Annotated in this window: 16 protein-coding genes; 11 read left to right on the top strand and 5 right to left on the bottom strand. The window is 67.3% G+C overall.

Annotated elements, in window-relative coordinates; genetic code table 11:
- Position 1: 1 nt before the first annotated feature.
- Complete coding sequence (locus CLG85_RS12055) at positions 2-1426, bottom strand: M20 family metallopeptidase (RefSeq protein ID WP_095881748.1); 1425 nt, start codon at positions 1424-1426, stop codon at positions 2-4.
- Between the two features lie 186 nt (positions 1427-1612).
- Between CLG85_RS12055 and CLG85_RS12050 the strand changes: the two genes are divergently transcribed.
- Positions 1613-2224, top strand: a complete 612-nt coding sequence (locus CLG85_RS12050) for a GntR family transcriptional regulator (protein WP_095881747.1) — start codon at positions 1613-1615, stop codon at positions 2222-2224.
- 110 nt (positions 2225-2334) lie between these two features.
- On the opposite strand, the gene CLG85_RS12045 is transcribed toward CLG85_RS12050, so the two are convergent.
- Positions 2335-2559: a hypothetical protein gene (locus tag CLG85_RS12045; protein ID WP_095881746.1), complete on the bottom strand. Its 225-nt coding sequence runs from the start codon at positions 2557-2559 to the stop codon at positions 2335-2337.
- Between the two features lie 219 nt (positions 2560-2778).
- On the bottom strand, positions 2779-3690 hold the full coding sequence (locus tag CLG85_RS12040) for a LysR substrate-binding domain-containing protein (protein WP_095881745.1): 912 nt from the start codon (positions 3688-3690) through the stop codon (positions 2779-2781).
- Between the two features lie 121 nt (positions 3691-3811).
- Between CLG85_RS12040 and CLG85_RS12035 the strand changes: the two genes are divergently transcribed.
- The 4 genes from CLG85_RS12035 (at position 3812) to argE (ending at position 8128) form a co-directional block, all read left to right on the top strand.
- On the top strand, positions 3812-4783 hold the full coding sequence (locus CLG85_RS12035; RefSeq protein ID WP_095881744.1) for a Bug family tripartite tricarboxylate transporter substrate binding protein: 972 nt from the start codon (positions 3812-3814) through the stop codon (positions 4781-4783).
- Between the two features lie 136 nt (positions 4784-4919).
- Positions 4920-5414, top strand: a complete 495-nt coding sequence (locus CLG85_RS12030; RefSeq protein WP_095881743.1) for a tripartite tricarboxylate transporter TctB family protein — start codon at positions 4920-4922, stop codon at positions 5412-5414.
- 12 nt (positions 5415-5426) lie between these two features.
- Positions 5427-6917, top strand: a complete 1491-nt coding sequence (locus tag CLG85_RS12025) for a tripartite tricarboxylate transporter permease (RefSeq protein ID WP_095881742.1) — start codon at positions 5427-5429, stop codon at positions 6915-6917.
- Entirely contained in the window at positions 6914-8128 is a 1215-nt protein-coding gene (argE, locus tag CLG85_RS12020; protein ID WP_095881741.1) for an acetylornithine deacetylase, read from the top strand. Before CLG85_RS12025 ends, argE begins: the two co-directional genes overlap by 4 nt.
- Before the next feature lie 63 nt (positions 8129-8191).
- Here argE and CLG85_RS12015 read toward each other — a convergent pair whose 3' ends face one another.
- Together CLG85_RS12015 and CLG85_RS12010 are read right to left on the bottom strand one after the other, a co-directional pair.
- Positions 8192-8707, bottom strand: a complete 516-nt coding sequence (locus CLG85_RS12015) for an isoprenylcysteine carboxyl methyltransferase family protein (RefSeq protein WP_095881740.1) — start codon at positions 8705-8707, stop codon at positions 8192-8194.
- On the bottom strand, positions 8707-9771 hold the full coding sequence (locus CLG85_RS12010) for a type III polyketide synthase (RefSeq protein ID WP_095881739.1): 1065 nt from the start codon (positions 9769-9771) through the stop codon (positions 8707-8709). The genes CLG85_RS12015 and CLG85_RS12010 overlap by 1 nt, the downstream gene beginning before the upstream one ends.
- Before the next feature lie 349 nt (positions 9772-10120).
- Between CLG85_RS12010 and CLG85_RS12005 the strand changes: the two genes are divergently transcribed.
- The 6 genes from CLG85_RS12005 (at position 10121) to CLG85_RS11980 (ending at position 16630) form a co-directional block, all read left to right on the top strand.
- Positions 10121-11692: an FAD/NAD(P)-binding protein gene (locus CLG85_RS12005; RefSeq protein ID WP_176476546.1), complete on the top strand. Its 1572-nt coding sequence runs from the start codon at positions 10121-10123 to the stop codon at positions 11690-11692.
- A 435-nt stretch (positions 11693-12127) separates the two neighbouring features.
- The gene (locus tag CLG85_RS12000; RefSeq protein ID WP_095881737.1) at positions 12128-13294 is read left to right on the top strand and encodes an ABC transporter substrate-binding protein; all 1167 of its coding nucleotides are present in this window, start codon (positions 12128-12130) and stop codon (positions 13292-13294) included.
- Positions 13295-13360: 66 nt separating this feature from the next.
- Positions 13361-15178, top strand: coding sequence for an ABC transporter permease (locus CLG85_RS11995; RefSeq protein WP_260348948.1), 1818 nt, complete (start codon positions 13361-13363; stop codon positions 15176-15178).
- Positions 15165-15926, top strand: coding sequence for an ABC transporter ATP-binding protein (locus CLG85_RS11990; RefSeq protein ID WP_095881735.1), 762 nt, complete (start codon positions 15165-15167; stop codon positions 15924-15926). Before CLG85_RS11995 ends, CLG85_RS11990 begins: the two co-directional genes overlap by 14 nt.
- Positions 15919-16128 carry an ATP-binding cassette domain-containing protein gene (locus CLG85_RS11985; RefSeq protein WP_260348947.1) on the top strand — a complete coding sequence of 70 codons (210 nt, stop codon included), beginning with the start codon at positions 15919-15921 and terminating at the stop codon, positions 16126-16128. Before CLG85_RS11990 ends, CLG85_RS11985 begins: the two co-directional genes overlap by 8 nt.
- A gap of 43 nt (positions 16129-16171) precedes the next feature.
- Complete coding sequence (locus CLG85_RS11980; RefSeq protein ID WP_260348946.1) at positions 16172-16630, top strand: ABC transporter ATP-binding protein; 459 nt, start codon at positions 16172-16174, stop codon at positions 16628-16630.
- Positions 16631-16645 lie beyond the last annotated feature (15 nt).

Below are 16645 nucleotides of genomic sequence, written 5' to 3'. Positions count from 1 at the left end.
GTCAGGCCGGAACCGGCAGGTCCGGGGCGACGTCATCGGGCAGCGGGTTGACGAAGGGTCGCCCGTCGCGGCGGCGCTCGAAATCCGCCTTGGCGGCGGCCAGTTGCGCCGGGTCCTCGAAGACCGCCTTGGCGGTGGCGGCCATCACCTTGGCGGCATGGACCATGCCCTTGTGCGCGATGCCGGATTGACCTTGCGCCACCAGCTGCCACGAATGGCCCGGTGTCCCGATGGCATAGGTCGCGCCGCGCACCTGGACGGTGGGCACGACCCAGCTCACGGTGCCGACATCGGTGGAGCCGACGCCGCCGCCCTGTCCCTGGGTGAGTGGCGCGATGAAATCGCAGAGCGGCAGGTCCATCCGCGGCGCCACGCCGAAGCGCTTGAAGGCGGCGCGGATTTCCTCGGCGGTGAGGGTCTTGCGGATTTCCTCGGCGAAGCGGTGGTCCTCGGCGTCGAAGGCAGGCGGGCCGAGCCGTTCGAGCTGGGCGTGCATGAGTTCTTCGAGGGGCGTGTTGCCGATCAGGTTGGCATCGCCCGAGAGCACCCGGTCGCGCACCGTGGTGCCGGTCATCAGCGCCGCGCCCTCGGCGACCTTGCGCACCCGTTCGACCAGCGGCAGCAGCTCGTCGAGCTCGCGCGCGCGGATCAGGTAGCGCACTGCCGCATAGGGCTGCACGACGTTGGGTGCGTGGCCGCCGGCATCGGTGATCGCGTAGTGGATGCGGGCCGAGTCGACCATGTGCTCGCGCAGGAAGTTCACGCCGACGTTCATCAGCTCGACCGCGTCGAGCGCCGAGCGTCCGAGCTCCGGCGCGGCGGCGGCATGCGAGGAGCGGCCCTCGAACTCGAAGAGGATCTCGTTGCAGGCCAGCGAAATCGGCGTGTTGACCGCGGCGAGCGGCGCGGGGTGCCAGCAGATGGCGACGTCGACGTCGTCGAAGAGACCGTCGCGCACCATGAAGCCCTTGCCCGAGCCGCCCTCCTCGGCGGGGCAGCCGTAGTAGCGCACTCGGCCGGGGCGGCCGGTCTCCTCGAGCCAGCCCTTCAGCGCCGCGGCCGCCAGCATCGAGCCCGCGCCCAGCACGTTGTGTCCGCAGCCATGGCCCGGCGCGCCGGTCTGAAGCGGGGTCTTCTCGGCGACGCCCGCCTGCTGGCTGAGCCCGGGCAGCGCGTCGTATTCACCAAGGATCGCGATCACCGGCCCACCGTCTCCGGCCTCTCCCATGACCGCGGTCGGCAGCCCGGCGACGCCGCGGGTGACACGGAAGCCCTCGGCCTCGAGCATCTCGGCGTGTTCCGCGCAGGAGCGGTGTTCGGCGAAATTGGTCTCGGGCATCTCCCACACCCGGTCGGACAGGGCGCAGAAGGCCTCCTCCCGTGCGTCCACGTGGGGCCAGATGCTGTCGGTGTTGCTGACGGTCATTGTGATTGCCTTCGTGGTCCTGCCTGATATTGGCTGCATTATTGGTGCCAATTTTGGTAACATTGCAAGATCGAAGTTTGGGCAGTTTGAAAACTGCCACTGCCCGGAGGCCATGGGGCGGGCGACGAAGCGATTCCTTTGCCGCAGGGCATGGTCTAGAACCGGGAGAGGGGACAGGGACAAGAGATGTCAGAAGACGCCGAGAAAATCATCGAACGGCTGGCGCAGGATCTGCGCGCAGGGCAGTTCACGCCGGGTTCGTGGCTCAAGCAGGTGGACCTGCAGAAGCGCTACGGCGTCGGCCGCGCGCCGGTGCGCAAGGCGCTCGAGGCGCTCGCCGGGCGCCGCCTGATCCGGCACGAGAAGAACCGGGGCTATTCGGTTCACCCGGCCGACACCGAAGAGGCCGATCAGGTTCTCGACATCCGCGTCGCCATCGAGACCGGTTTTGCCGAGGCGATCTGCCGCAACGCCGTCGAGGCCGATATCGTCGAGCTTGGGGGACTGGCGGCGGAGTTCGAGAAGATCGCGATCAACGGCCCGTTCCACCTGCTTTACGATGCCAATCTCGCATTCCACGGCGCCCTGCTGGGCTGCGCGCGCAACCCGGCAATGGTGGCGCTGGTCGCGGATCTGCGGATGCGCACCTCGCCGGCCCCGGCTTCGCAATGGCTGGACCGCTCGCGAATCGAGCGTTCGGCGCAGGAGCACTACGACATGGTCGAGGCGGTCAGAACGAGCGATGCCGCCGGGCTGGCGCGGTTGATCCGCGATCACATCCTGCAGCGCGCCGATTGAGGGGCGGGAACGACAGAGCCCGGAGAGGCGGTGACCTGTCCGGGCTCTGCGGCAATTTCAGGTTGGAGCGGTGAGACCCTGCTCCGGTCGGGCTGTCCTGCGCGCGCCGCTCAGGCCGCCCGCGACTCCGACTGCTCGCGCGGCGCGATCGACGAGACCATGACGCTGAGCCGCATGACCTCGTAGAAATCCCGATCCCCGAGAATTTCGCGAGGCGAGCGGTTTTCCAGCTCGCGCTGAGGCGCATTCAAAAAGGCCTTTTCGAGGTCGGTCGCCCCGAGCTTGAGGCGTACCAATTTCCGCAACGAACGTACCGTATCAAAACTGACAGTCATGAAATCACCTCCCTTGCACAGGCACCTCCACCGTACCCGCGCTCCACAACTTTAATATGACTGTCGTGCCTGTCACGCTGCGGCGCGGCGACGCAGTGGCCCGGTGAGCGAAGCTCTGCCGGGGGGGTGGGAAGGCTCGTAATTATTTCGTTACGTCAGATGCTTGACTGTTAGCGCTCTCGGCGCCGACTTGCCGAGTTGGTCGGTGCGGAGGCAACTTCAGGTTACAATTCCGGCAGCCTTCAGGTTGTTTATCTCCGTCGCGACCGCTGCGGCGAATGCCAGGCCGACCGAGCCCAACGGGCGGTCGTGCGGCACGAACTGGGCGATGTCCCAGGTGATTGCCGGAATCAGCCGATGCGAGGAGACCCTCTCGAGGTCGATGAGCTGATTGGCCACCGGGTCGACGATCGCCACCCCGACACCGCGTTCGACCAGCCGGACCACCCCATGCAGGGTGCGCAGTTCGGCGGCTATGGTGCGATGCACGTTGATCGTCTCCATCATGTGGTCGACGCGCTGGCGCAGAGGGCTGCCCTGGGCGAGGTCGATGAACCATTCCTTGCGCAGCCGGGGCAGGGGGATCTCGGCAAGATCGCCGAGCGGGTGCCCCTTCGGCAGGAGGCAATGCGCCTCGCAATGCGCGAGCGGGCGGGACTCGGCGCCGAAGGCCTCAGCGTTCAGCGTGATCCCGAAAGCCAGGTCGCAGCGCTGTTCGCTGATCATCCGCAGCATCTCGGCCATGCCGACGTCGACGATCTGCACCGTGGCCTGTGGGTGGGTGTCGCGGAAGGCGCGCAGCGCGTCGAGCAGGAAGGTGTCGCAGAAAATCGGCTGGGCCGCGATCACCAGGTGGCCGACCTCGCCGTTGGCGATGGCGACCGCCTCCTGTTCGAGCCCGCGCAGCCCGGCGAGGTGGCGGACCACGGTCTGGTGAAAGCGAAAGGCTTCGGGCGTCGGCGCAAGACGGTTGCGCTTGCGCCGGAAGAGGGCGAATCCGACTTTCTCCTCGAGGGATGCCAGCAGTCTGCTCACCAAGGGCTGGCTTGCCTCGAGATCTTCCGCAGCCATCTTGACGCCGCCAAGGCGCATGTAGGCGTCAAATGCCTCTAATTCCCGTGTCTTGAACATAAACCGCTCCCTCAGTATGCAGAATATGCAATTACTGGTGTGGTATTGTCAATTTCCGCATACTGTGAATGGTGCACCCCATCCAACAGTCCGGCCCTGCCGGAACAGATGTGAGGTAATCATGAAGAAACTTCTCGGAACGATCGCCCTGGCGGTGATCGCCGCAACCGGCCCCGCGGCCGCACAGGACTATCCCGATCAGGCGGTGACGCTGGTTGTGCCCTACGGCCCGGGTGGCGCCTCGGACCTTGCCGGCCGTGCGCTGGCGGAAACCGCGCAGCCGTTCCTCGGCCAGCCGGTGACGGTGATGAACAAGCCCGGTGCCGGCGGCATGAACGGTGCACGCTCGGTCTCCGAAGGCGAGGCGGACGGCTACACGCTGCTGCTGGCCCGCGTCGGCATGGCGCTCTCGCCGGCGGTGACCCCGGGCAATGCCGTGGAGTGGGACGCCTACACCTTCCTCGGCGCGCTGGAAGCCACGCCGATGATCCTCGCCGTGCGCGGTGACGCGCCCTACAATTCGGTCGAAGAGCTGGTGGCAGCGATCAAGGACAGCAACGGCGCGATGACCTACGCCGCCTCGGGCGCAACCGCGATCGACGGCTTCACCACGCAGGCGCTGCTGGCCGACAACGATCTCGACCCGCTGACCGCGGCGACCCTGGTGCCTTACAAAGGGGGCGGCGAGCTCGCCACCGCGCTGCTCGGCGGCCACGTCGATTTCGTCGCCATGGCAGCCGCCTCGCTGATGCCGCACATCCAGAGCGGCGACATGAAGGCGCTGATGGTGTTTGCGCCCAAGCGCATGGACGATCTGCCCGAGGTCGCAACCGCGGCCGAGCTCGGCTACGAGAAGGCCGGCCAGATCGCCGGTTGGAGCGCGCTCTACGGCCCCAAGAACCTGCCCGAGGACGTGGTTGCCAAGTGGCACGAAGTGCTGGGCAAGGTCGCAACGGATGAGAAGTGGCTCGACCTGGCGGCGCGCCGTGGCTCGATCTCGACCATCGGCGACGTCGACATGACCGACTACGCCAAGAGCCAATACGAGCTGTTCCACGGTCTCGCGCAGGACTTCGGCTACCTGTCGAACTGAGCGCCAAGCGCTCCGGGCGGTGCCGAGGCACCGCCTGCCTGACGGCCTGACACTTGGCGCGGCCCCGATCACGCGGGCCGCACCTCTCCGCGCCCCAGCCCAGACCGGGGCCCCCTCATTTTCCTGGAGCGTCGCCATGCCCAAGCCCGTCCTGCGGGGGCTGATCATTGTCGCCTTCTTCGCGCTGTCCGCCTTCGTTCTCGTTCCCGTCTACGTGCCGCGCCCGGCCTTCATCCCGGGGTTCGCCCCGCCGCCGGACATGTGGCCACGCACTGTCTCGCTGGCCGGCATCCTGCTTGGCGCGCTGGTGCTGATCTTCGCTTTCACACGCGAACAACCTGCCGAGGAGCCGGTCGAGACCGACGGCAGTTCCCCGGCCCGAATGAGCGCGCGGTTCGCCGGGCTGATGCTCGCCTTCGTGCTCTTCCTCGTGGCCATTCCGTTGCTCGGATTCCTGGTTTCGTCGGTGCTGCTCACGCTCTGCATCGTGCTGATGACCGGCGAGCGCGGCCATCATATCTGGGTCGCGCTGCTCGCCTTCGGCGGGCCGATCCTGCTGCAGATGTTCTTCCATTCCGCGCTCGGCACGCAGTTCCCCAAGGGCGTGCTGACGAAGCCCTTCGGCTTCTGATCGGAGATACCTATGCTCAATGAAATCCTCTCCGCGCTGGTCGCCGTGGCGACGCTGCAGAACCTGCTGATCATGATCGCGGGCATCTGGGGCGGCGTCATCGTCGGCGCGATCCCCGGCATGACCGGGACCATGGCCGTCACGCTTGCGCTGCCGTTCACCTTCTACATGGAGCCGGTGCCCTCAATCCTGCTGCTCGTCGCGCTTTACAAGGGCTCGACCTACGGCGGCTCGGTCTCGGCGATCCTGATCAAGACCCCGGGCACCGCCTCGGCGGCCTGCACCGCGCTCGACGGCTACCCGCTGGCGCAGCAGGGCAAGGCAGGCAAGGCGCTGAACATGGCGCTCTATTCCTCGGTGATCGGCGATTTCATCTCGAACCTGTCGCTGATCTTCTTCGCCGCGCCGCTTGCCGTGCTGGCCCTGCGCATCGGCCCGCCCGAGTTCTTCATGCTGATGCTCTTCGCGCTGACCACCGTCGCCGGCGTCTCGGGCAGTTCGCTGCTGCTCGGTCTCGTCTCGGCGGCGCTGGGTCTGCTGCTGGCGACCGTGGGCGAGGACATGTACGGCTCGTTCCGCTTTGCCTTCACCCCCGACATGCAGGCCGGCCTGTCGATCGCGCCGGTTCTGATCGGTCTCTTCGCACTGCCCGAGCTGATCAAGCTGGTGGTGATGCGCGTCGCCAAGAAGGAAGAGGCGGCGACGCTCGGCGCGCAGCAGGTGACCCGCGAGGAGTTCATGGGCTCGCTCAAGGCAATCCTAAAGGGCTCGGTGATCGGCTCGGTGCTGGGTGCGATCCCGGGCATCGGCCCGTCCTCGGCGGCCTTCTTCTCCTATGGCGAGGCGCAGCGCAGCTCGAAGCGCGGCGCGAACTTCGGCAAGGGCGAGCTCGAGGGCATCGCGGCCTCGGAATCGGCCAACAACGGTGCATGCGGCGCGACGATGATCCCGCTGCTGGCGCTCGGCGTGCCCGGTGACGTGATCACCGGCGTCATGCTGGGGGCGTTCATGATCCAGGGTCTCACCCCCGGTCCGTTGCTGTTCCAGACCAACATTCACGAGGTCTACATGCTGCTGATCGGCATGCTGGTGTCGTCGGTGCTGCTGTTCTTCGCGGGCAAGGTGACCATGCGCATGTTCTCCAAGGTCTCGCACATCCCGCAGACCCTGCTGACGCCGCTGGTGCTGCTGCTGTGCATCTTCGGCATCTACTCGATCGCCTCGAGCACCTTCGACGTGGCCGTGCTGCTGATCATGGGCGTGGTCGGCTTCGGGATGTTCCTGCTGAACATTCCGGCGGCCCCCTTCCTCATCGCCTTTATCCTCGGGCCGATGCTGGAGGAAAACCTGCGCCGGGCGCTGGCGATCTCGCGCGGGGACATTTCGGTGCTACTCTCCTCGCCGATCACCTGGATCTTCGCGGTCCTCATCCTGTTCGTGCTGACCCTCACGGTGCGGCGGGAAATCCAGAAGACAAAGACAGAAAGACGACTTGCGCAATGAGCCTGAACAGCGAGAGCCTGACGGATGCCGATGAGCGCATCACGCGTGCCGCGGCGCACCTGGCCGACCTGATCGCCTTCGATACGGTGTCCCGCAACGGCAACCGGCCGCTCATCGACCACATGGCGGCCTATCTCGAGGGTCTCGGCGGGCGGATCACCATCCTGCCCGACGAGACCGGCGAAAAGGCCAACCTCGTGGCCGCCTTCGGTCCCGAAGATGTCGCGGGGATGGTCTGGTCGGGGCATACCGACGTGGTTCCGGCGGACGAGCCCGAGTGGCAGAGCGACCCGTTCAAGGCCGAGATCCGGGACGGCCGGCTCTACGGGCGCGGTGCCTGCGACATGAAGGGTTTTGCCGCCTGTGCCATGGCGGTGGCTCCGGCGCTGGCGCGGGCCGCGCTCGCCCGGCCGGTCTACATGTGCTTCTCCTACGACGAGGAGGTCGGCTGCCTCGGCGCCCCGGCGATCGCGCGGCATCTCGCGGCGCTGCCGGTGCCGCCCGAGTTCGCGATCATCGGCGAGCCGTCGATGATGGAGCTGGTCACCGGCCAGAAGGGCAAGATCGCCATGCGCGCGCATGTCACCGGCACCTCGGGGCATTCCTCCTTCGTGCCCGAGCATGTCAACGCCATCGAATATGCCGCCCGGGCGATCGCGCTGATCTCGGCGCGGGGTAAGCGCTACGAGACCGAAGGGCCGTTCGATCCCGACTTCACCGTGCCGCATGCGACCATGCTGGCAACGATGATCGACGGTGGCGTCGCCACCAACGTGACGCCCGACAGTTGCAGCTTCACCTTCGAGCTGCGCTCGATCGCCGACATGGATCCCGAGGCCGACATGGCCGAGCTGCTGGCGCAGATCGAGGCCGAGGTGAGCGCCGAGATGGCCGCGAAGACCGCCGGCACCGGGATCAGCTTCGAGCGGATCTTCTCCTATCCGCCGATGGGCGAGGCGCGCAACACGGCGGGCTATGCCCGCTACGCGCGGCTCATGCCCGAAACCTGGGCGGGCAAGGTGTCCTATGGATCCGAGGGTGGCATCTTCGAGCAGATCGGCGGCATCCCTTCTGTGATCGTCGGACCGGGCTCCATCGAACAGGCGCACAAGCCCAACGAGTTCGTCGACCTCGAGCAGCTCGCGACCTGCGTGACGTTCCTCGAGGGCATCATCGCCGAGCTTTCCGCCGCGTCCGGCACCTCGGCCTGAGCCCGGCGCGGACCAGGCTCTTGTCCGGCCCGCGGACCAGGCGGCAGAGGGTCTCCCGCCTGGTCAATGCTGCGGGGTGTCGCCGCCCGTACGCAGTGGCGCGAGCGCCTGGTTCTCGACCCGGATCCGCCAGCTCAGCATGGCGGCGTTGAGCAGGGTGAACAGCACCGCGACCCAGGTCAGCCCGAGCACCATGGGTGCCGTGATGATCTCTGCCACGACGAGCGTATAATTGGGATGGGCGAGGTACCTGAACGGTCCCCGCGTCACGAGGGGACCGTCGATGACGATGATGCGCGTCGTCCAGCGCGGCCCGAGGCTGGCAATGATCCACACGCGCATCACCTGCAGCAGCACGAAGACGCAGAGCCAGCCGTAGGCGATGTGCCGGTCATGGCCGAAGACCAGAAGGCAGATCACCCAGGCGGCATGCATGAGCACCATGACCGGGTAGTGACCGCCGCCGACCTCGACGCCGCCACGTGCCAAGAGCCGGGCCGTGTTCCTTTTGGCAAGCACGAGCTCACCGAGCCGTTGCAGGACGATGAAACCGAGGAAGAGCGCCGTGCCGGGGGCCATCACGCCGCCTTTGCGCCGACGCTGAGCGGAAGGAAGGAGGCGGTGAATCCCGGACCCAGGGCGCAGGCCATCATCTGCCCCGTGCGGCCCGCGTCCAGCACCGCCTTCAGCACGAAGAGCACAGTCGGGGCGGACATGTTCCCAGCACGGCGCAAGATCTCGCGCTCGGCGTCGAGCGAACCCTGTTCGATGTGCAGCGCGCCTTCGAGCGCCTCGACCACCTTCGCGCCGCCGGGGTGGCAGACGTAGCGCGCGATCGGCGTATCCCCGAGGCGGGTCGCCCGCACGGCCTCTTGCGCCGCGGCGCCGAATTCCTGGGCGATGAACTCCGGAATCGAGCGGTCGAAGATCACCCCGAACCCGATCTCGTCCACGTCCCACCCCATTATCCCGAGCGTCTCGGGCCATGTCTTCTGATGGGCGGCGCCGAGCAGGATGCTTGGCCCGTCCAATGGCATGTCGTCCGAGAGGCAGGCCGCCGCGGCGCCGTCGCCGAAGAGCACCGCCGCGATGATGTCGGCCTTTTGCAGGCGATCCGCGCGGAAGGCGAGCGAGCAGGTCTCGACCACGACCAGCAGCACCTTCGCTCCGGGCCGGCCGGCTGCCAAAAGCCCCGCGGTCGCCAGCCCGGATACGCCGCCCGCGCAGCCGAGCCCGAAGATCGGCACACGCAGCACGCTATCGCGAAAGCCCATCTCGGTGAGAGCCTGCGCCTCCAGCGATGGCGTCGCGATGCCGGTGGAACAGACGGTGACGACGATATCGACCTCTGCGCTCTGCCATCCGGCCTCGCGGAGCGCCGCCCGCGCGGCGTCCACGAAAAGCGCCTTTGCCCCCGAGGCGAAGGCCTCGGCGCGATCTGACCATCCATGCGGTTCCGAGAACCACTCGAGCGGGACGACCGAGTGGCGGGTGTCGATCCCGGCGGTGTCGAAGCTTTTGGACAGGCGGTCGAAATCCGGGTACTTGCGTTCGAAGATCTCGGCCGCGCGGGCCCTGACCTCGGATTGATGCAGACAATGTGCGGGAAGGGCTGTCGAAAGTCCGTGCAGGTAGACGCTCATTCGGCTTCTTTCGCTGAGGGCCGCCTGCGAGGTGTGGGCATGTCGCCAGTCCTCCGCGCAGCCGTTCGAGCACAACGCGCAATTCGGCGCTCCGTTCCGTGCGATACGGCAAGGTGCCCCGTATGCCCGAGTCAGTGCTGACACCTGGATCAATCCGATAGCCGATCCGCGAAATGCCCGGGCCACCGGAACTCCGCGCGCGCTTCCGAGTTCGCCTTAACGGACGATGGTTCCCCCCTCCAGCAAGCAAAGATTGCACATGGCTTTCGAGACCCCCCTCCGTCCCACGGCCCGCGGCAACAGGCCTGTATGCAAGTCGACCCGGAGCGAAGGGGATCGCCCCGCCGCGATGCACCGGGTTGCGATCATCGGCGCGGGTCCGACCGGCGTGTATACGCTCGCCGCGCTCCTGAAAGAGACCCCGTCGCGCCTGCATCTCGACATTTTCGAGAAGGGCCCCGCCGCGGGCCCCGGCATGCCCTACAGCGCCGAGATGAACACGCCGTCCATGCTCTCCAATATCGCGAGCCGGGAACTGCCGCCGGTGGTCGTGTCGCTCAACGACTGGCTGCTCGGTCTCGATCGCTCCGATCTCGCGCGGCTCGGCCTTCGCGACGCGGAGATCGGCGAGGACGCCTTCTATCCGCGCCTCGCGCTCGGGGCCTATTTCACGGCGCAGATGGCCGAGCTGATCGCCCGCGGCCGTCGTGCAGGGCACCGGATCGAGCTGCACCTGCGCCACACGGTCGAAGACATTCGCCCGCGCCTGCAGGGGATCGAGGTCATCTGGCGCAGTCCCGCCGGCACGTCGAAGGCGGACTATGCGGACGTGGTGCTCGCCACCGGCCATCGTTGGCCCGACTCGGTCTCCGAGGGCGGGGCCCGGCTTCAGTCGGCATGGCCGGCAGAGAAGCTGGCGCGGCTGCCGCAGCGCAGGATCGGCGTGCTGGGCAGCTCGCTGTCGGCAATTGACGTCGCAGTGACCGTCGCGTCCGCGCGCGGGCGCTTTCTCGAAGTCGGCGGAGATCTGGTCTACCAGCCGGATGAGGGGCAGGATGATTTCCTGATTAGCCTGATGTCCCGCAAGGGCCTGCTTCCGGAGGCGGACTACTGGTACCAGCTGCCCTTGCCGGAGCTGCCCCGGCTGGCCGCCTGCGCGGCAGGGGAAGGACCGCTGCTCGACCGGGCCTACCGGGCATTCCTCGCCGATCTCGAAGAGGCGGACGGAGACTGGCTGACCCGCCTCGGGGGCAGCGTCATAGGGCGGGACGTGTTCAGGACCGCCTATTTCGCGGAACGTCTTGCGGCCGACCCATTCGACTGGGCGCGCGAAAATCTCGCGCTGGCCGAGGAAACCTTGGCGGAGCAGCGCCCGACCCCCTGGCGCAGTGCGCTGCTCAGGGCGCACGAGCTTTTCGAGGAGCTTATTCCGCAGCTCTCCGAATCCGAGGTCGAGGCGTTTCATGCCACCCTGAAGCCGGTCTTCACCGATTGCTATGCCTGCGTTCCGCATTTCTCGGTCAGGCGCCTGCTGGCACTGCGCGAGGCGGGGGTGCTCGAGGTGCTTCGCCTCGGCGAGGACAGCCGGATGTCCGAGCGGCGGACCGGGTACCGCGTGACCGGCGATGACGTCGAGACCGAGGTCGAGATCATCATCGACGCGCGCGGCCAGCCCGCGATGAAGTTCTCGGACCTCGGGTTCCCGTCGCTCGCGCGCGACGACATTCTTGCCCGTCCGCTGCGCTTCGAGGATTTTGTCCTGCCGCTTGGCGCAGCGACCTCGGGCCGTATTCACTGTCTCGCGCTGCCGGTTCTGCTGCGGCGGCACCCTTTTGTGCAGGGCTTGGTGAACGCATGGGAGATGGGTTGCACGACGGCGAAAGTGATCGCCGAAGCGATGGACGGCTGCGCGGCGGCCTAAGCGACAGCGGCCTTGATTTTAGGGTCGAGAAGAGAGCGTCTTGGGATGCGCTCGTACATCATATCAATGTTAATTCAATGACTTGATTTCATGCGCGGTGCGCTCCGTTTACGCAGTGCGCCGAGCCTTTCTTGCTCAAAATATGCATGGTTGACATATCAACTCGATGGCGTCACCCTGCCTTGTAGTTGATGAATCAACTCTCGCGCTGAGGAGAGCGCCGCGCCGGGAGGCCAATCTTGATGCAGGACGAATGACGCAGGCGCGCGTGGGCCTGCGATCGATCCTCTGCTGCGTCCGGCGCAGCGTCGTCGACCACTGACCTCGCGCGCCATCGCGTTCGGCGGCGGGTGTCGCCGCCGGGCAAGGAAACCCGCCTCTGGAGGAGAGGCGACAGAGGCGGCCCGCATCGGGTCGCTCCAACGGGAGGAAACCATGACAGAACGCAAGATCCTGACTGCCGTCGCGGCGGTCTGCGCCCTCGGTGCGGCCAGCGCCTCGGCGGATGAGATCAAGGTGGGCGTTATCGCGCCCTTCTCCGGTCCCTTCGCCCAGTATGGCATCCAGTACCAGCAGGCGGTCGAGGCCTACCAGTCGCAGCACGGTACGGCCGCTGGCGAGCACGAGATCAGCTTCATCTACAAGGACGTGGGCGGGGTGAACCCGGACCAGTCGCGCGCGCTGGCGCAGGAGCTGCTGATCCGCGACCGGGTCGACTATCTCGCGGGCTTCACCTTCACCCCGAACGCGCTGGCGGTGGGCCCGGTGATCACCCAGTCGGAGACGCCGACGGTGATCTTCAACGCCGCGACCTCGGCCATCAACAAGGAAAGCCCATTCTACCTGCGCACCAGCTACACGCTGCCGCAGGTCTCGGTTCCTGCGGCGGAATGGGCCTATGAGCAGGGCATTCGCACCGTGGTCACCACGGTCAGCGACTACGGCCCCGGCATCGACGCCGAGACCTCGTTCAAGCGGGCCTTCGAGGCCAAGGGCGGCACCGTGACGGACAGCATCCGCATGCCGCTCTCGACCACCGATTTCACCCCGATCCTGCAGCGCGTGAAGGACGAGGCGCCGGATGCGGTCTTCACCTTCCTGCCGGGCGGTCCGCCCACCTTCTCCTATACCAAGACCTACAACGAGAACGGGCTGCGGGAGGCGGGGATCACCTTCCTCGGCACCGCGGAGACCGAGGAGACCAACCTGCAGGGGCTCGGCGACATGGCGGTGGGTCTGCAGACCGCCTACCACTACTCGCCCGCGCATGACAGCGACGAGAACCGCGCCTTCCTCGCCGCCCTGACCGAGCTGCATCCCGATGCGGTGGCCAACTGGGCGTCGGTCGGGGCCTATGACGGCGTGCACCTGATCTACGAGATGGTGGCGGCGGCGGGCTCGGACGGCCCGGCGGCGGTCGAGGCGGCGCTCGGCCTCAAGTGGGAAAGCCCGCGCGGCCCGCTCGTGATGGACCCGGAGACCCGCACGGTCATCCAGAACGTCTACATCCGCGAGGTGGCGCGCAACGCCGAGAGCGGCTTGCTGGAGAACGTCGAGACCGGCGTGATCGCCACCGTCGGCGACCTCGGCTGGACCGAGTGACGGACCAGTGACTGGCAGGAGGGGCCGGCCTGCGCTGGCCCCTCCCACCGAACCACGGGACACACCATGAACCTACTTCTCAATATCGCGGTCGACGGCATTGCCTACGGCATGATCCTCTTCATGATCGCCGTCGGCCTGTCGGTCACCATGGGGCTGATGCGGGTGGTGAACCTCGCGCATGGCGGTTTCGCCCTGATCGGCGGCGCGCTGGCGCATTGGCTGGGCGCCGGGCTGGGCCTGCCCTTCGGCCTTGCGCTCCTGCTCGCGGTCGCCGGGACCATTCTCATTGCCATGCCGCTCGAGCGCCTGGTCTACCGGCGCATCTACGGCTTCGGCGAGCTGCAGCAGGTGCTGGCCACCATCGGCCTCACCTTCCTGATGATCGCCACGGTGAACCTGCTGCTCGGCTCGTCGCTGCTCTCAATCCCGCTCCCCGAGCCGCTGAGCCGCTCGGTCGATCTCGGCTTCCGCCAGCTGACCGCGCACCGCGCGGCGGTGATCGCGGTGGGGGCGCTGGTGATCCTCGGCCTCTGGGCGCTGCTCGACCGTACCCGCTTCGGAATCCGCCTGCGCGCTGCGGTGGACAACCGCGACACCGCATCGGCGCTCGGCATCGATACCGGGCGCATCTACATGCTGACCTTCGCGCTCGGCGCGGGACTGGCGGCGCTTGGCGGCATCCTCGGGGCGGAACTGCTGCCCATCGATGCCTATTACCCGCTGCGCTACATGGTGCTCTTCCTGATCGTCGTGGCCATCGGCGGGCTCGGCTCGATCCTCGGCTCCTTCGTTGCGGCGCTGGCCATCGGCCTGATCGAGACCGCCAGCCGCTACCTCGTGCCCGACATGGCGACGATCACCTTCTTCGGTATCGTCATCCTGTTTCTGGCGCTGCGCCGCGCGGCTGATGGGGAGGGCCTGAGCATGGCGGTACGTTTCCTTCCGCCGCTGCTGATGCTGCTCGCAGCCGTCGCGGCCTATGTCCTGTTTCCCTACAACCTCGCCTTCCTGACCCGCATCGTCATCATGGTCGTGCTGGTGCTGTCACTCGATCTCGTGCTGGGCTTTGCCGGCATTGCCACCCTGGGGCAGGCCGCCATGTACGGCGCGGGGGCCTATGCGGCGGGGCTCTTCGCGATCCACGTCTGGGCCGATCCGGTGGCAGGGCTGCTGGCAGGCGCGCTGGCCGGGGCCGCGCTGGCGGCGCTCTCGGGTGCGGTGCTGATGCGCACGCAGGGACTCACGCTGATCATGCTGACCATCGCGGTCGCGCAGATCTGCGCCGAGATCGCCAACCGTGCCCGCGAGGTGACCGGCGGCGCCGACGGTCTCCGGGGCATCCGGCCCGGCAAGGTGCTGGGGCTCTGGGAGTTCGATTTCATCGGCATCACCGGCTACTGGTATGCGCTGGCGGTCATGCTGCTGGTCTTTGTCGCGCTCGCGATCATTGGGCGCTCGCCTTTCGGGCTGTCGCTGCGCGGCATCCACGAAAGCCCCGAGCGCATGGTCGCCATCGGCGTGGCGGTCTACCGCCGCAGGCTCGCGGCCTACACGCTGGGCGGCGGCATTGCCGGGATCGCCGGGGCGCTCACCGCACAGATCACCCAGCTCGTCAGCCTCGAGACCTTCTCCTTCTCGCTCTCGGCCGAGGCGCTGATCATGCTGATCCTCGGTGGTACGGGGCGGCTCTACGGCGCGGTGCTGGGCACGGTGATCTTCATGGCTGTGCATCACCTCGCCGCCGCGAACGATCCGTTCAACTGGCTTTTCGTCATCAGTGCGCTGGTGCTGGCAGTGGTCTTCTTCCTGCCCGCCGGGATCGCGCATGTGCCGACCGCCCTGAAACGCCTGAACAGGAGAGAGCGCCATGCAAAGTCCTGAAACGTCGGGTCTCGAAGTCCGGGGTCTCTCCAAGCGCTTCGGCGGGCTGGTGGTGTCCGAGAACATCGACTTCGACCTGCCGCCCGGCGCGCGCAAGGCCCTCATCGGCCCCAACGGCGCGGGCAAGAGCACCTTCGCCAATCTCGTCACCGGCATCCTCGCCCCGACAAGCGGCACCATCCGTTTCGACGGGCAGGACATCGCGGCGCTGGACGAGGCGCAGCGGGTCAGGCGCGGCATCGCCAAGACCTTCCAGATCACCACGCTCTTCCCGCGCCTCACGGTGCGCGAGAACCTGCGCCTGCCGGTGCTGGAACGCGAGGGGCTGGGAGCGCGCATGCTCCGCCGCGCCAGCGGCAGCACGGCGATCGAGGCCGAGGTGGCGGCGCTGATCGACCAGTTCGACCTCGGCCCGCTCGCCGACCGGCCGGTGCTCGATCTGGCCTACGGCCAGCAGCGGCTGGTCGAGATGACGCTCAGCCTCGCACTGAAGCCGCGGCTGCTGATCCTCGACGAGCCCGCAGCCGGCGTGCCGTCGAGCGAGACGCATCTGATCATCGAGGCGATCGAACGGCTGCCCGAGGATCTCGCCGTGCTGGTGATCGAGCATGACATGGATCTCGTGTTCCGCGTCGCCCGCTCGATCGTGGTGCTGGTGCAGGGGCGCATCCTCACCGAAGGCACGCCGCAGGAGATCGCCACCAACGCGCAGGTGCGCGAGCTTTACCTCGGAGGGGCGCATGTCTGACAAGGTTCTGGAGCTGAAGAACGTCACCGCCGGGTACGGCCCCACTCATGTGCTGCGCGGCATCACGCTGTCCATCGTGCCGGGCGAGCGGCTGGCGGTGATCGGGCGCAACGGCGCGGGCAAGACCACGCTGCTGAGCACGATCATGGGTCTGACCCGGATGCACGGCGGCAGCCTGCATTACGGGGGGGCGGGAGATTGACCGGCTGGCCCCCTACCGGCGCAGCGCGCTCGGGCTCGGGCTGGTGCCGCAGACGCGCGACATCTTTCCCTCGCTCACCGTCGAGGAGAACCTGATGTCGTGCCTGCGCGGCGATGCCTCGCTCGAAGAGGCCTACGCGCTCTTCCCGCGCCTCAAGGAGCGGCGCAGAAACGGCGGCACGCAGCTTTCGGGGGGCGAGCAGCAGATGCTCTCGATCGCCCGCACGCTAATGACCCGCCCCGATGTGCTGCTGCTCGACGAGCCGCTCGAGGGGCTCGCCCCGGTGATCTGCGAGCAGCTCATGGCGGTCTTCGAGGAGCTGGCCAAGGACGGCAGCCGCGCCGTGGTGCTGGTCGAGCAGCATGCCGAGGCCGCGCTCGCCTTCGCCACCCGGGCCGTGCTGATGGCCAACGGCACAATCGTTCACGAAGGGCCCGCAGCGGCGTTGCGACGGGATGCGGAGCTGCTGCACCGCCACGTCGGCGTCGCGATGAGCGCCTGATCCGAGGAGATCCCC

It is taken from the genome of Alloyangia mangrovi (assembly GCF_002300555.2).
GTDB lineage: Bacteria > Pseudomonadota > Alphaproteobacteria > Rhodobacterales > Rhodobacteraceae > Salipiger > Salipiger mangrovi.
Note: the sequence above shows the minus strand (reverse complement) of the source record. Positions and strands in the feature narration are given on the sequence as shown.

What these genes read in the sequence shown, in the direction of transcription:
- CLG85_RS12000 (WP_095881737.1), top strand. Translation starts at nt 12,128, where the DNA reads ATGACAGAACGCAAGATCCTGACTGCCGTCGCGGCGGTCTGCGCCCTC.
- CLG85_RS12040 (WP_095881745.1), bottom strand. Translation starts at nt 3,690, where the DNA reads ATGTTCAAGACACGGGAATTAGAGGCATTTGACGCCTACATGCGCCTT.
- CLG85_RS12010 (WP_095881739.1), bottom strand. Translation starts at nt 9,771, where the DNA reads ATGAGCGTCTACCTGCACGGACTTTCGACAGCCCTTCCCGCACATTGT.
- CLG85_RS12030 (WP_095881743.1), top strand. Translation starts at nt 4,920, where the DNA reads ATGCCCAAGCCCGTCCTGCGGGGGCTGATCATTGTCGCCTTCTTCGCG.
- CLG85_RS12005 (WP_176476546.1), top strand. Translation starts at nt 10,121, where the DNA reads ATGCACCGGGTTGCGATCATCGGCGCGGGTCCGACCGGCGTGTATACG.
- CLG85_RS12045 (WP_095881746.1), bottom strand. Translation starts at nt 2,559, where the DNA reads ATGACTGTCAGTTTTGATACGGTACGTTCGTTGCGGAAATTGGTACGC.
- CLG85_RS11990 (WP_095881735.1), top strand. Translation starts at nt 15,165, where the DNA reads ATGCAAAGTCCTGAAACGTCGGGTCTCGAAGTCCGGGGTCTCTCCAAG.
- CLG85_RS11985 (WP_260348947.1), top strand. Translation starts at nt 15,919, where the DNA reads ATGTCTGACAAGGTTCTGGAGCTGAAGAACGTCACCGCCGGGTACGGC.
- CLG85_RS12025 (WP_095881742.1), top strand. Translation starts at nt 5,427, where the DNA reads ATGCTCAATGAAATCCTCTCCGCGCTGGTCGCCGTGGCGACGCTGCAG.
- CLG85_RS12050 (WP_095881747.1), top strand. Translation starts at nt 1,613, where the DNA reads ATGTCAGAAGACGCCGAGAAAATCATCGAACGGCTGGCGCAGGATCTG.
- CLG85_RS12015 (WP_095881740.1), bottom strand. Translation starts at nt 8,707, where the DNA reads ATGGCCCCCGGCACGGCGCTCTTCCTCGGTTTCATCGTCCTGCAACGG.
- CLG85_RS12035 (WP_095881744.1), top strand. Translation starts at nt 3,812, where the DNA reads ATGAAGAAACTTCTCGGAACGATCGCCCTGGCGGTGATCGCCGCAACC.
- argE (WP_095881741.1), top strand. Translation starts at nt 6,914, where the DNA reads ATGAGCCTGAACAGCGAGAGCCTGACGGATGCCGATGAGCGCATCACG.
- CLG85_RS11995 (WP_260348948.1), top strand. Translation starts at nt 13,361, where the DNA reads ATGAACCTACTTCTCAATATCGCGGTCGACGGCATTGCCTACGGCATG.
- CLG85_RS12055 (WP_095881748.1), bottom strand. Translation starts at nt 1,426, where the DNA reads ATGACCGTCAGCAACACCGACAGCATCTGGCCCCACGTGGACGCACGG.